A 15,111-nucleotide genomic window follows, 5' to 3' on the forward strand; every position below is an offset into this window, starting at 1 on the left:
AGAAATCATTGTATGAAATACAACTACTGATTCCAAATAACCCATAGGGTAAATGATTGCACTTATTAATACCCCTAAACCAAAAGAACTTATCATGTATCCGACTATCCTTCTATCCAAGTTCATGCCCCCATTTACCTCTTAGTCTATTCCGCTTCAGTACTCAAAACTATGTCTAACGAATCATTTCAGACAGCATTTTTCTTTTCGCAAACAGATAAAACCCTATTTGGATAACATAATATACTCCAGCAACGATGAAAAAGTACAAGAGGATATCTGGATGTTTCGTGATTCCCCCAATATCCTTTGCCATTGCAACAACATATAGTAGTGCTAATGTTGTTCCGATCGTAGTGGGAATAAAAAATATGGTCGCGATTTCTTTGGTCATGATTCGCTTCATCTCAAGTGCCGTAATTCCGATAAGTCGCAGCTTGCTATATTTTTCCTTCTCTCGTTCCACACTAGAAAATAGGTGCAAGTATAATAGAATGAATGAGCCAAAGAAAAATAAGACACTTAAAAAGGTACTTACATAAAATAAGATCCCATTCGAATTCCTTTGACGCTCGTAATCCTCTATCTTTGAAGCTATTTGAACCACATCTTGATCGTCAGCCCCAGTTTTTAGTCGTTCCTCAATTTTTTTCACAAAAGGACCCGATTCTTTCCAATTTTCCACATTCACCAGATGCAAAGTTGCTTCCTCCCCATCCGATCGCTCCTTTAATGAAGCATAATCATTCCCGTTCACGATAATCATTTCACCAAGATTGGGCACGTCATTAATCCTCTTATCAAAAATCGTATCCTTCAGCTCAAAATTCCTTCTCTCACTTTCAATCGGAAACAAAATGTTCTTTTCATAGCCATCAGCATGCTCCGGATCCACATTTATAAAGGATAGGAACTCTCCATTTTCAAGCGACAATTTCCGTGACGTTAGTTTATTAAAATTATCTACCGATATAAAAGTATATGTATTCGTCCAATCATAATAAGTATCTTTTTGCGAATAAGAATAGAACGGAATACTGATATGCTCCTGCAATTGATTTTCCTTTTGCACTAAAAGAGAAGTATCCAAAATGTCCACTTCAACGAAAGCGATATCAAAAGGATTTTGGGCGATTGCCTCTTTTTCTGCGGACATATAAGAGAATAGGATGATCGTACTGTACAAAATCGTCACCATAATCATGACCGTCACGAGCATGAAAATGGAGGTTAACTGCTTAAGTTTCGTATCCAAATTCGTCCAAAAAAGGATATGTTGATAGTAAAATTGCTTGCTCCTTTTCGCGAGCTCAATTATAAAACTAGTGAACTGCAAAAGACTAATATACAATCCTAAAAACGTGGCAATCGCCCAAAAAATTAGGTAATCCCCACCAATAACTGGATTTCCATACGTAAAATAAAGCCCTATAATCGAGCCGATTAAAATAGCTACCCCTATTCCCCCAAAGAGAGGGCTTTTCATGGTAAGTGTCTCCCGAATTTGCTCGCTTTTCATACTTTCAATCGGGTCCCTTGTAAGAATGAGAAAGAGAGATTTCCCGACAACAATGAGAAATACGAGTAAAAAGGCAGCTGTTGCTGACAAGAACATACTCCCTATTATTTGAAACGAAACACCTTCAATTCCAACCTGATTCATTAATAGCGAGAAGAATAGTCTCGAAAAAATCATTCCAGCAAGCAAACCTGCTATAAGAGAAAACAACCCAATCACAGCATTTTCCAACAGCAGCAGCTTAGATATATCCCGATTCGACATCCCAAGTGTCATAAGTAAGCTAAATTCACTTTTTCTCTTCTTGATAAAAATATGATGAGCATAGTGAATGAAAAAAATCGTAAATACTACAAGGGCAACCCCGGGTATCGTTAACACATACTGAATCGATTCGGACTGCTTAACCTGAACGACGGACTCATTGAAATAGACGGTCGCAAACATGAAAAAGAACATAACAGCAAAGCTATTGCAGAGAAAATAAAAAAGATATTTATTATATTCGGCCTTCGCCATTTTCCAAATCATTTGCTTAAAAGACATCGGTTCTTCCTCCAAGGATTGCAAGGTTATCCATAATTTGATTTAAAAAATCTTTTCTGCTCCCCTTCCTATCAATAGAAGAATGGATAAGACCATCTTTTATAAAAATGACTTTACGACAATAGCTGGCTGCAAAGACATCATGGGTTACGAGAAGAACGGTAGCTGATAGCTCCTGGACAATTTTTTCAAAGCATTCCATAATGACGGTTGAAGATTTAGAATCCAGGTTCCCTGTCGGTTCATCAGCAAAAATCAAGCTAGGATGATTAACGAGTGCACGACTGACAGCCGTTCGTTGTTGCTGTCCTCCCGAGATTTGATAGGGATATTTATTGAGAATTTCCTCAATATCAAATAAAGATGCAAGCTCATGGACCCTTTCTTCCATTTCAGTTGCGCTTTTCTTTTCCAACACCATAGGGACAACAATATTTTCCTTCACAGTCAAGCTGTCTAAAAGATTAAAATCTTGGAATACGAAGCCTAGTTGCTTGCGGCGAAATAAAGCTAACTGCTCCCCATTCAACGAGCTAATGATGTTCCTATCAATAACTACTTCCCCTGATGTTGGCTTGTCAAGCCCACTCAAAATATTAAGCAAAGTGGTTTTCCCACTTCCTGAAGGACCCATAATCGCGATGAAATCCCCTTTGTTCAGTTGAAAGCTCACTCCGCCAAGAGCTGTTGTCGCTCCTTCACCAGCCAGTTCACCATATACTTTGACAATATTCTTTGCTTCTAACATCAGCATTCAGATTTCTCCTCTCTTGCAGCAAGTATTCTAGCTTTTTCCATTCGGTAATATTGGATACTAGTCAACAAGGTTTTTTCATCGTTCATACACCAATCAGCCCTATTGGGTACTACTCAGCAAGGTTTCCTCGAACGTTCATGCTCCAATCCGCCTCATTGGGTACTTCTCAACATTAGACCCCGTCTTCCTTTTTCCCTTCATTGTTGATTTTTTACAATTATACCATTTCAAAAAATGATATGATGAAACTAGAATTTGGAGAAATGGGGAAAAAAGATGAATACGATCGAATTGACCGAACAAGAACTTGCAGAATACTGGCCTAATTTTCAAGCGGTTGCCTACGCTCTATATGATGATAAAAATGTGCTGCTCTATCATCATCCAAACTATAACGAAAAGCCATATAAATCCCTTAATTGGACAGAACAATTTGTCGGCAGCACACTTATTCTCTTTGAGGATTACCCAACGGCTATTGTTGATGTGAGTTACTATAAGGACTACGCTAGTCTCTATTCGATTCTCATCCATGAACTTTTCCATGGCTATCAGTTCCTTCAAGAAGAAAAAAGATTCGCCAATGAAATGCTTGGTGTAACCTACCCGCTTTCAGGAGAAGACATTGAGCTACGAAATCGAGAACGAAAATGGCTGTATCAAGCGTTTACAGCTTCAGCAAAAGAGGTGAAATTATTTAATCTTCAGCAGTTTGTCTCCACCCGAGAAGAGAGACAGAAAAACATTGGCGAGTTTCTCGAATATGAAAATCTAGTTGAAACGATTGAAGGTCCCGCATGGTTTCGAAAAAGCCCGAAGTAAAAGAAAAATTCCTCGAAATAGACGGTAGCTGCTATGTTCTTATATACCATTACATTAGTAACCGGACAATTTGAAATAGTCAAATCTTCGGTAGTTTCATTGTCTTCGGATCGACGTATTCAAACGCTTCTCATCGCTTTTTCTTTCGGTGCCTTTATTGAAGGGGCAGCTGGATTTGGTACTCCTGTAGCCATTGCTGGAGCTTTGATGGTTGGTCTAGGGTTTCGGCCAATGGCAGCAGCTGTTCTGTGTTTGATTGCAAATACAGCACCAGTTGCGTATGGAGCGGTGGGAACACCTATTATTACATTAGCAAATGTTACTGGCTTACCTGAAATGGCATTATCTGCTATGGCTGGACGACAATTACCTTTCTTTTCAATACTAGTTCCATTTTGGTTAATTGCCACGATGGTCTTTATGCATAAAGGAAAATGGAAACAAGTTTGGGAAATTTGGCCGGCTATCTTAGTGACCGGTGCGAGCTTTGCAATCGCTCAATTTGCTGTGTCTAACTTTGTTGGGCCAATGCTTGTTGATATCTTGGCTGGGATCATTTCCTTAATTGCTTTGATTTTGCTACTAAAGGTTTGGCAACCAAAGACAAAATTCTATCTTCCTGGTGAAGAAAAGGAAATGAAATCTTTGGAAAACCAAGAATCACAATATACAACTGGGCAAGTTGCTAAAGCTTGGACGCCTTGGGCCTTCTTAACCCTTTTTGTTTTTATGTGGGGATTGCCACAATGGAAAAACATTCTGAACTCATTAAACATTTTTGGGATTAAGTCATTATATGCAATACCAGTACCTTTCTTAGATGGAAAGGTGTTCCGTGGGGAACCACTTGTCACCGAAACTGTTCCTGAGGCAGCTATTTACAGTTTGAACTGGTTATCTGCGGCTGGAACGGGAATATTCTTTGCTGCTATTCTAAGCGGTCTGTTCCTCAAGTTAAGCAAAGAAGAGTGGAAGCTTTCTGTTGTCAGAACTGCACAAAGAATGAAAACCCCTCTTATTACAATCGCTTTAGTATTAGACTTAGGTTATACAACTAGATATTCAGGCTGGATGCGATTCTCGGATTAGCCTTTACAAAAACAGGGGTCATGTATCCGTTTTTTGCAGCTATGCTGGGATGGCTAGGTGTATTTTTAACGGGTAGTGACACTTCTTCTAACGCTTTGTTTGGAAGTATGCAGAGAATTACGGCCGAACAGCTTGGGCTAGATCCAGTACTTATTGCCGCTTCCAACTCTACGGGTGGGGTTATGGGTAAAATGATTGATGCTCAAAGTATAGTCGTTGCCACTGCAGCTTGTTATGAGGACCGTGTTGAGGGAGCAACCGCTGTTGGACCAATCTTCCGGGCTGTTTTCTGGCATAGTATCGCCTTAGCTGCCTTAATGGGAATACTGGTCATGCTTCAAGCATACGTATTCCCATGGATGATACCAGCATATACTCTATAGATTGAAAAAAGAGATTGTCTTCGTTGCGTGACAATCTCTTTTTTCATATCTTCATTTTCTAGAAAAAGAAATTTGAACCACCGCTACCTTTTTCCAGTAAATGCTAAAACTAAGAATATTTATCCTATTGACCTTTGAATCCAATTATCTATAGAGCCTAGCATTCGTTATTTCAAATTCTTAAGCAGGAACCCTCCATTAAATTGAGTCGGTTCGTATGAAATGATAAATGCCTTTGGAGAAATAGACAGAATAAATTTTTTAAGCTTTTCCTGACGATTTCTTTTGGCCAAAATTTTCATAACTAATCGTTTTCCATCCTTCCCCTCTGCTAGCCAAGAGGTCACACCATAGCCTTGAGATCTAATTTCATTTGGTAAATTGCTTTCGATTGGTTCAAGAATGACCTCCATGACCACGTAACCGAGAGCTAGCATGGACTCGATTTTACTCCCGACTAGTACACCAAGCCCCCACCCAAAACAATAGGCTGCAATATTTAATGGGTTATTCAGATTATCTAAGACAATGGTTAACCCCATCAAATAGACAAATACCTCTGCCATGGAAATAAGGGAGGCAAGTAGGCGATATCCTTTCATGACAACCATGACTCTCAAAGTAAATAATGAAACATATAAAATGTTAACGGCTATGATTATAAAAATGATAGATGACATATGCTTTCCCTCAATAATAATAAAATGTACTACATTCTATCCTTAATTTGTGCATAAATCTAGATAAAATCTCGTGGAATATCACATTTCCATTCTTTTTGGAAGATTTGTTTCTCCCCCTCATATGCCCATAACTTGTTCGTAATATAGAATTTTGACTGATCCGCATGCATTGTACTAAAAGTCTTCAAGTGAGTCTGCCAGTCCCCTCTTCCAATATCTAGGGTCCACTCACATTGAACATGGGCTGATAGCGGATCATTTTCTTTAATGGTAAAAATATTTCGATTGGTGCTGCCATACTCGATCCCGTTTGCTAATAAACGACGTGCACCTTCATCCGAATAATCATCAAGAGTCCAGACTCCCTTCGTTAAATCATAGCGGACCTCTCTTGTTCGGCTTTCTTCTCTCAAAATTTCTCTTTCAGCCACAGCTGCTGCCTCTGGTTTCTCGAATTCATGTATTTCACAATCTAGAGCTTGAGGTGTACGGACTGGTACTGTTAATCGAGTATTTTCCCCTGTAAACACCTTTAAAGTAACAGGTTCAGGGGATGGCCATGCATGTGGCCAATAAGTTGGCGACAATGCAATCCTGAGACGGTGACCTACTGGTAGATGATACCCATTCGCATTCAAACGAACCTTGACGGTATACCGTTCTTCCGGCTCTAGCAGGATAGGAAATTCATGGCTGTCCCGATGGGTCAAATTAAGCATCCCCCAGCTAATCAAGGTGGAAGAACCATCCGGGGCAACATCACAAAGTCGAGCAGCCAATAGTGCTTGCGGCTGATCGGATGACAATTCTACCATTAGCTCTGGGAAACCGAGTATTTCAAGAGGTGTTTCTAGCGGTCTAGATGTAAAGGTTACCGCTAGGCCATCCTCCAATCGTTGATCACTGGCATAATCCCCCTCCTGCCCAAAAGGACACCATACTCCTGCGTATAACCCATGTTGTTGTACGCTTGAAACGGTTATTTCTTGAAAATTTGAAGGCTTCTCTTCAGCAAGCTCTGAACCATTTAACCAAAGATGAAGTGGTTTCATATTTGGTGATGGCCATTCGTTCTCTGCAACCCATCGTCCTGGTCGATAATCATAGCTCGAGTTTGGCAATACACTGTCTTGCATCCAAGCCCTAAGCATCGGTTCCTCCATAATCCCCGTTTCCTCTCCCTTAAGCCAATAATCCCACCAGCGCAAAGCTTCTTGTAAAAATCCAATCGCTGGACCAGGTTCTGCTACCTCTGGATATTCGTGGGCCCAAGGACCAACTAACCCTTTTTTCGGGCCCGGCAGGCCTTCCAGTAGTCGAAAAATAGCGTTGGTGTAGCCATCCGCCCAGCCACCAACCGCAAAGACAGGAATGTCGATATCTGGATAATTTTCATAGACGGAGCCATGCTTCCAATAGGAATCCCTTCGTTGATGTCTGATCCATTCCTCTACGAAAGGAGGAGTCTTTTCTAATCGCTCAAGCCACTTGTCACGCCATTCATCGCCAACTACCCTCGGATCTGCGGGCCTTGCATTGTAGGCAAGCATCGTGGAGGCCCACCATAGCATATCCGAGCCTAAAAGGCATCCACCCATATAATGAACGTCATCGGCATAACGGTCATCTGTTGAACAAAGGGTGATGATCGTTTTGAGTGCAGGATGTCGTCGTGCTGCTACCTGTAATCCGTTGAACCCTCCCCATGACTTTCCAATCATTCCTACGGAGCCATTCGACCATGGTTGGGCGCTAACCCAGTCAAGGATCTCCAGTGCATCGTCTTGTTCTTGTGGAAGGTATTCGTCATACAGGATACCCTCTGAATCACCTGAACCTCGCATGTCTACTCGTATGCTTGCATAGCCATGACCAGCAAAATATGGGTGGCGAATGGAATCCCTAAGCGCCGTGAAATCATTTTTCCGATAAGGAATATATTCTAGAATGGCTGGTAGCGGACGTTGCTCTGCATCCTCAGGCATCCAAATTCGTGCTGAAAGTCGAGTACCATCCTTCATTGGAATCCAAATATGTTCAATTTCTCTGATTTTGTGAGGAAAATCAGTTTTAGTTTGTAGGAAAGAATCACGAACATTAAAAACCATTATAAAGCCCTCCACTCTTTTTTGATTTGGTTCTTCATGTTAAAATAATCATGATTATTTTATAATTGCGATTATCTTATCACATGACTTTTACTATAACAATATAAATCTTCTAAAAATTGTTACAACTCAAGCGGAGGAAAATCATGGACAAAAAAGAAATACAAAAGAGACGAATGTGGAAATATTTTGTTGAGGCAACAGCAGAAATTATTGAAAGTGAAGGCGTAGAGAAGGTTACCATTCGAAAAGTAGCAGACCGGGCTGGCTATAATAGTGCGACTATCTATAACTATTTTTCCGAGGTATCCCATTTAATCTTTTTTGCTTCAATGAGGTTTCTAAAACCCTATACCGATGAAGTTAGCTCTGTTATACAGAAAGGACAGAATCCAGTTGAACAATGGCTTTTGGCGTGGGAATGTTTTTGCAAACATTCATTTAAAAACCCACAAATCTTTCAAGCTGTTTTCATTGCAGATTTAGGTGAGCAGCCGGAAAAATTACTAGAATATTATTATGAGCTTTATCCCCAAGACTTAATTGACATTCCAGAGAGCTTAAAGATGATCTTGTTTGAACCTAATATCACGAAAAGAGGAAGAACATTTTTGGAGCTCGCCGTTAAAGAAGGCTCTATTTCTACCAACAATGCAGATGGCATAAACGAGTTAACCCTCTTTATCTGGCAAGGAATGTTTACCAATATCCTTAATCGCCGTAGAGCATACGATCCAGACAAAGCGGCTGCGATCACCATGAAGTATATAACCGAAGTCGTACAGAATGAGAAGTACTTTCGTTTTGATTAAGTAATGATAGAAATAGAAAAAGCATTTGGTGTGAAGTCCAAATGCTTTTTCTATTCATTCTGTTTGGTTTGGCCTTAATTCCTACGAGGTATGAAAAGTTTAGCCCCTTAATCTCTTTCATTAAGTCGTTCTATAAATCGTTTCAGAACTTGCACTGCTTGAACGGAGTCCCTCAAATCGGTCCACTCCAATGGATTATGGCTAATCCCTTGAATACTCTTTACAAAAAGCATGGCAATATCTGTTTTTTGACCGATTATCATCGCATCATGCCCTGCACCGCTCGGAATACGCATTGGTTCAATAGACTGTTCTCTCAAAACCTCTTCTAACAAAAGTTGGATTTCTTTCTTTATTGGTACAGGAGGAATCTCCAATGTCTTTTTATAGGAAATAGAGATTTGATGGCTTTTTGATAGGTTTTCCACCTCTTGAATAACCAAATCGACCAGCTGATTTCTCGTTTCTTCATAGATATCTCTTATATCAACGTATAATGTCACTTCCCCAGGAATGACGTTCACTCCGTTCGGTGATATGTGAATTTTCCCAACGGTTGCCACAGCTGTATCGTTAATCTTGGCTGGTAGAGCGTTTACGCTAGTAATAAACTCACTTGCTGCGACCAATGCATCCTTTCGATCATTCATCGGGGTATTCCCCGCATGGCCTGCCTTACCTGTAAAGGTAACCTCCAACCAGCAAGGTCCGGCTATACCATTCACAATCCCACATGGCAATTCCGCACGTTCCAGCCGCTTCCCCTGTTCTATATGTACCTCGACAAACAATTCTACATCGGAAAAATCTCGTAATGCCTGTCGGTAGGTGTCGCTCGATAAATCAATTTTATTTAACACTTCCTCAAAGGACAAACCATCTACGGAGACAAGTTTTTGGAGCTCATCCATTTCGTAATCTCCGACCATTGCTTGACTGCCGAGCAAACCACCGTTGAACCTTGCACCCTCCTCATCGGAAAAAATGACAACCTCATAGCTTTTGCGAGGTCTGTATCCGGTTTCCCTCCAAGCCTCGACAACCTCTAATGCCGCTAGAACTCCCAATGGTCCATCAAAATGGCCTCCATTTGGTACACTATCAACATGAGAGCCTGACATAATTGTAGGGAGAGTCAGATCTGTTCCTTCCAATCTACCAATTACATTCCCGGCACCATCTTGATGAACCTCTAACCCAGCCTCCTCCATCCACTTTGCAACGAGTTGTTTCACCTGGCGTTCTTCTTGAGAAAATCCCGGCCGGTTTGAACCATTTTGTTCGGTTAAGCCAATTTTGGCGATTTCATTGAGACGTAGTGCCAAACGTTGTCCATTCACCCCATTTTCATCATAACTTACATCATATTCATCCATCAGTCTTTTATAAATGGGTTCATTACTGATTGGCATGTCCAAGCACTCCATTCGTCGCAGCCATGGCGATAATCACGCAGCCCCACATATGCTTATAGGCAGTGATCATATCAGGACAAGTAAATTTGATGCTTGTAGCTGACGTCATCTCCACTGTCGGAAGAGTGGAAGTCATGCTCGCCTGCTGGGGTCCCTTAAACGTGATTTCAAATGTGGTTTCCCTATCTTTTGTATCTAATGGTCTGAAAGAAGACAAATTCTGAACAGCCTTGCTGACACCTGCTTCGATGAGCTCACGAACCTTTTTTGGATGAATTAATTCTGCAGCCAAGCGATCTTTTGCGTACTTTGTCACTACACTTTCCACATCTGGCAAGGTTTCCTTTACTTCTTTCACGTATAGATTGTCACCACTGATAAAGATGGCTGGAACACCAAAAGCCCCTGCGACCATCGCGTTCATTTCCGTTTCCCCAACAACCTTACCGTTAATTTTCATTTCCTTTACACAAACACCTGCAAGGGTGTGGGAAATAACAGCTTCAGAGGCTCCTTCACGACCGTGATGCCCAATGAAAATGATGCCATCAAAGGTTTCATCCAGTCCTTCCAATTGGCACATGACTCGATTGTTTCCAGAAACAAGCCGTGCACGGGGATCAAGTTCTTCAATTAAAATATTGGACATGTTCCCATGACCATCTGCCACGACCACTTCTGTTGCTCCTGCATTAAAAGCACCACGGACAGCGGCATTGACTTCTTCCGTCATTAGTTTTCTAAAACGTTGATATTCTCCATTGTTTACAAGCTGCTGAATCGTACTGACACCAGCAATTCCTTCGATATCAGCGGAAATAAAAAATTTCATGTTTTCACCTCAGATTGTTATGTAGAATGAATTGAGGTAGCACTTGAAAACATCAAGTGCTACCTAGCTATTAGTAGCATATTAAGGATTGTAGATCTCTAGGATAATAGGTTAGCATTTCAATTCCATCTTCTGTAACAAGTACCGTATCAGAATGTCTGAAGCCACCTAAGCCCTTAACGTAAATGCCTGGTTCTACCGTTACAACCATACCCGGTTCTATTACGGTGTGATCACCTAAGTCAAAGAATGGTGCTTCATGCCCTAACAATCCGATATTATGACCGGTATGATGTCTTGTTAATTCTGTTAGGTTATTTTCTTTAAAATAGGCTTGAACATCCTTCTCTACATCAGAGTATTTTCGACCCGGTCTTATGGCATTGAAGGCTACTTCCTGAGCTTCATACATATGATTAAAATATTTCTCCTGTTCTTTTGATACCTCTTCAACGAACATCACTCGTTCTAGCTCACTTGTATATCCAAAAACACTGGACGCAGCACCTGTTACTAAGGTATCGCCTTTTTTCAATACGATGTTTTGAGTTACCGCATGTGGGAAAGCAGATTCTGGTCCGATCTGGCCACGGAAAATAGCATACGCTGTGTCCCCATGTGGTTTATAATTTGGCCCTAGCGTATCGATCATCGCTTTTGTTGCTTCACTAGAAGCTTTACTCGTAATCTCTATTTCACTTAAACCACTTTTTGTGTACTTCTGAAGTAGACGATGTACTAGATTTCCCCAGCGGCAAGACTCTTTAATTAACTCAATTTCATTTGGGCTCTTTATAAATCTCATTTCTTCGACTACACCACGCAATGAAACAAATTGTTTCACCTCTATGAACAGATCCATAGACGGTCCGCGATATCCCATTGGCGAACCATAGCCTAAAGAATCGTACCCAACTGTTTTATTCTCAAAACCATATTCCTTCAATATTTCCTTGAAATACTCCATCGGATGTTTAATTCCAGGATATTCAGGATAGGAATGAACATAATCAACTACACTGTATTCTTCCGCATGCTCATGCTCAAGAGCAGGAACAAATAAATGTACTCTATCTTCTGGATCTACCATGATGCCAATAGGTCTTTCGGTTGGGTAAAAATGAAACCCCGTTAAATAGAAAATATCCGTTACGGAAAAAAGAACTGCTGCATCACATCCTTTTTCTTTGTAAGTGGTAATAAACTTTTGTTGCCTTTCTTTAAACTCGTATTTAGGAATAGATAATAGCATTGGTATTTTCCTCCTTGTTTTTGGAATATAAATGGCAGCTTGTCATATGTCCATTCCCTATTTCTGTAAGGGAAGGTTCAACAGATTTACATTTATCCATTACAAAAGGACATCTCGTGTGGAACGTGCACCCTGAAGGTGGATTTGCTGGGTTTGGAACATCTCCCTTCAAGACAATTCGTTCCTTTACATCCTTTGGATGTGAAACAGGGACCGCTGAGATTAACGCTTGCGTATATGGATGCTTAGGATTAGCAAATAACTCTTCTGTGTCCGCCAATTCTACAATTTTCCCAAGATACATGACCGCAACACGATCAGTCATATGCTCGACGACACTTAAATCATGTGAAATAAACAGATAAGTCAAACCAAACTCTTTCTGCAGCTCTAGCATTAAATTAATCACTTGTGACTGTACCGAAACATCAAGAGCGGAAACGGGTTCGTCAGCAATAATAAAGTCTGGATTCAATACGACAGCTCTTGCAATTCCTATACGCTGCCTCTGTCCACCGGAGAACTCATTCGGATGACGATCAAGATGTGATCGTGAAAGGCCTACAATTTCAAGGATATCAACGATTTTTTTCATTCGCTCTTCTGGGCTATACTTTTTGTGGACGCGTAGTGGTTCCATTAAAATTTGTTTAATCGTCATCTTTGGGTTAAGTGAAGCATACGGATCTTGAAAAACCATCTGCATTTCTTTCCGCAAGGAACGCATTTTTTCATATGGCAATGACAGAATATCCTCACCCTTAAAGCGAACTTCACCAGATGTTGCGTCGGTAAGTCTCAACAAGGTTTTTCCAGTCGTGGATTTCCCACAGCCAGACTCACCCACAAGGGCAAAGGTTTCACCCCTTTTAATAGAAAAGCTAACATCATCAACCGCTTTTACCACGAGCTTAGGCTTAAATAGACCCTGTGATATTTCATAGTATTTCTTTAGATTTTTGACTTCTATTAAAGAGCTTTCAGTCATTGTATGTTCACCTGCCGATCGGACTCTTGTAGCCAGCATTTACTTAAATGTTCTCCCTTTGAAAAAGTTGGTGGTGCACTCTCCACACACTTATTGAAAGCATATGGGCAACGATTCGCAAAGGCACATCCCTTTCCAATTTCATCTGGTCTAGGAACTTGTCCTTTTATAGAATATAGCTTGCTTTTTCTAGCATTATTTGTTGGAAGAGAATCGATTAGTCCTTTTGTGTAAGGATGTAAAGGGTTATCAAATAGTTCATTAATTTCCGCTACTTCCACTATTTCACCTGCATACATGACGACCACCCGATCACACATTTCTGCCACAACACCTAAATCATGTGTAATAAACAATAGACTCATATCCTTCTCCGCTTTAATTTGCTTCATGAGCTCCAAGATTTGTGCCTGTATGGTCACGTCTAAAGCTGTTGTAGGTTCATCACAAATAAGTAACTTAGGCTCGCATAAAAGAGCTAGGGAAATCATGACCCGCTGTCTCATACCACCAGATAATTGATGGGGATATTCGTTAATGATTTGATCTGCCCGGGGAATTCCAACTTGTTTAAGAATTTTTATAATCGCTGCTTTTCTCTCTTTTTTTGACATTTTCTTATGTTGTTTTAGTGGTTCACCTAATTGTTCACCTATGGTAAAAACAGGATTTAGTGAGGTCATAGGTTCTTGAAATATCATTGACATTTCGTTCCCACGAAGTTTTCTGTACTGACGCTCATTCAAATGTGTAATGTCTTCATTGTTAAATAGAATACTTCCAGAAACAATCTTGCTTTTCTTCTCAGGCAGTAGTCCCATTACGGCTAACGAAGTTACGCTTTTTCCACTCCCTGACTCTCCAACAACACCGAGGGTTTCCCCTTTTCTTAGGGAAAAATTCACCCCTCGAATAGGTTGTATAGCACCTTCCCCTGTTTTGAATTGAATACCTAGATTTTTGATTTCAAGAAGTACCTCAGTCATTCGTCTTCCCCTCCAATCATTCACCTTTGAGTTCCGGATCGAGTGTGTCCCTCAACCAGTCTCCAAACAAATTGACCCCAAGTGTTGTAATGATAATAGCTATTCCAGGGAAGGTTATTAACCACCAAGAACCGAAGATATAATCCTTTCCTTCATTAAGCATATTTCCCCATGCCGGAGTTGGAGGTTGTACCCCAAAACCTAAGAAACTCACAGATGCCTCGGCGATAATATATGTACCCATTTGTAAAGACACCAAAATGATGATGGGTGTAAAAATATTTGGAAGGATATGTCTAAATAATATCTCAAATTTAGGAACACCCGTTGCAATCGCGGCAGTAATGAATTCCTTTTCCCTTATAGCGAGCACTTCACTTCGGATGACTCTTGCAAATACGACCCATCCAGCTAACGCAAGGGAAATCACAATATTTGTAAGACCCGCACCTAGTACAGCACTGATAACTAACACTAACAGAATAAATGGAAAACTTAATTGAACATCAACAATTCTCATTAGTACAACATCTATCCAGCCTCTAAAATACCCCGCAATGACACCGACAACGGTTCCGATTAATCCCGCTAACAATGCCGTGGCCAACCCAATAATAACGGACACCTTGGTCCCAGCAATAATTCGCGACAATATGTCCCTTCCTAGCTGATCAGTACCGAGGATGTGGCCATCCGTCAATGGTGGCAACAAGCGTTCTCTCAGCGGGGCATCCATTGGATCAAATGGAGCAATCAACCCACCAAATACACTTAACAAAAGCAATAAGATTATGAGAGAAAAACCGAGCATTCCTGTCCAACTGCGTGATAATTTACGAAAAAAGTCCTTGAATCCGGATTTCTTTTTAACTAGCAAATCTATCTGTTGATTCGTTGTCGTAACCGTATTCGTTTCCAC

General features: G+C 40.7%; 12 protein-coding genes and 1 pseudogene. 3 read left to right on the plus strand and 10 right to left on the minus strand.

The window, feature by feature from the left end:
• Positions 1-175: 175 nt before the first annotated feature.
• Both J2S07_RS05595 and J2S07_RS05600 read right to left on the minus strand, forming a co-directional pair.
• Positions 176-2,065, minus strand: coding sequence for an FtsX-like permease family protein (locus J2S07_RS05595; RefSeq protein ID WP_307149424.1), 1,890 nt, complete (start codon positions 2,063-2,065; stop codon positions 176-178).
• On the minus strand, positions 2,055-2,819 hold the full coding sequence (locus tag J2S07_RS05600; protein ID WP_307149425.1) for an ABC transporter ATP-binding protein: 765 nt from the start codon (positions 2,817-2,819) through the stop codon (positions 2,055-2,057). The genes J2S07_RS05595 and J2S07_RS05600 overlap by 11 nt, the downstream gene beginning before the upstream one ends.
• A 279-nt stretch (positions 2,820-3,098) precedes the next feature.
• Between J2S07_RS05600 and J2S07_RS05605 the strand changes: the two genes are divergently transcribed.
• Together J2S07_RS05605 and J2S07_RS05610 are read left to right on the plus strand one after the other, a co-directional pair.
• Positions 3,099-3,644, plus strand: coding sequence for a hypothetical protein (locus J2S07_RS05605; protein ID WP_307149426.1), 546 nt, complete (start codon positions 3,099-3,101; stop codon positions 3,642-3,644).
• Between the two features lie 33 nt (positions 3,645-3,677).
• A pseudogene (locus J2S07_RS05610) lies at positions 3,678-5,116 on the plus strand (L-lactate permease).
• Positions 5,117-5,283: 167 nt separating this feature from the next.
• Here J2S07_RS05610 and J2S07_RS05615 read toward each other — a convergent pair.
• Both J2S07_RS05615 and J2S07_RS05620 read right to left on the minus strand, forming a co-directional pair.
• On the minus strand, positions 5,284-5,796 hold the full coding sequence (locus J2S07_RS05615) for a DUF2179 domain-containing protein (RefSeq protein ID WP_307149427.1): 513 nt from the start codon (positions 5,794-5,796) through the stop codon (positions 5,284-5,286).
• Positions 5,797-5,855: 59 nt separating this feature from the next.
• A complete protein-coding gene (locus tag J2S07_RS05620) occupies positions 5,856-7,907 on the minus strand; it encodes a CocE/NonD family hydrolase (RefSeq protein WP_307149428.1) in 2,052 nt (683 codons plus the stop codon).
• A 146-nt stretch (positions 7,908-8,053) separates the two neighbouring features.
• Here J2S07_RS05620 and J2S07_RS05625 point away from each other — a divergent pair, with 146 nt between their 5' ends.
• A complete protein-coding gene (locus tag J2S07_RS05625) occupies positions 8,054-8,719 on the plus strand; it encodes a TetR/AcrR family transcriptional regulator (RefSeq protein ID WP_307149429.1) in 666 nt (221 codons plus the stop codon).
• Positions 8,720-8,826: 107 nt separating this feature from the next.
• Here the strand turns inward: J2S07_RS05625 and J2S07_RS05630 are convergent, their stop codons facing one another.
• From J2S07_RS05630 to J2S07_RS05655, 6 genes are all read right to left on the minus strand, one after another.
• Positions 8,827-10,131, minus strand: a complete 1,305-nt coding sequence (locus tag J2S07_RS05630; RefSeq protein WP_307149430.1) for a M20 family metallo-hydrolase — start codon at positions 10,129-10,131, stop codon at positions 8,827-8,829.
• Positions 10,118-10,966, minus strand: a complete 849-nt coding sequence (locus J2S07_RS05635; protein WP_307149431.1) for a M55 family metallopeptidase — start codon at positions 10,964-10,966, stop codon at positions 10,118-10,120. The genes J2S07_RS05630 and J2S07_RS05635 overlap by 14 nt, the downstream gene beginning before the upstream one ends.
• 70 nt (positions 10,967-11,036) lie before the next feature.
• Positions 11,037-12,218 carry a M24 family metallopeptidase gene (locus tag J2S07_RS05640; RefSeq protein WP_307149432.1) on the minus strand — a complete coding sequence of 394 codons (1,182 nt, stop codon included), beginning with the start codon at positions 12,216-12,218 and terminating at the stop codon, positions 11,037-11,039.
• Positions 12,199-13,206, minus strand: a complete 1,008-nt coding sequence (locus J2S07_RS05645) for an ABC transporter ATP-binding protein (RefSeq protein WP_307149433.1) — start codon at positions 13,204-13,206, stop codon at positions 12,199-12,201. Before J2S07_RS05645 ends, J2S07_RS05640 begins: the two co-directional genes overlap by 20 nt.
• A complete protein-coding gene (locus J2S07_RS05650; protein WP_307149434.1) occupies positions 13,203-14,192 on the minus strand; it encodes an ABC transporter ATP-binding protein in 990 nt (329 codons plus the stop codon). Before J2S07_RS05650 ends, J2S07_RS05645 begins: the two co-directional genes overlap by 4 nt.
• A gap of 16 nt (positions 14,193-14,208) precedes the next feature.
• On the minus strand, positions 14,209-15,111 hold the full coding sequence (locus tag J2S07_RS05655; protein WP_307149435.1) for an ABC transporter permease: 903 nt from the start codon (positions 15,109-15,111) through the stop codon (positions 14,209-14,211).

This window comes from Anoxybacillus andreesenii, assembly GCF_030813005.1.
In the GTDB taxonomy this organism is placed as follows: domain Bacteria; phylum Bacillota; class Bacilli; order Bacillales; family Cytobacillaceae; genus Robertmurraya; species Robertmurraya andreesenii.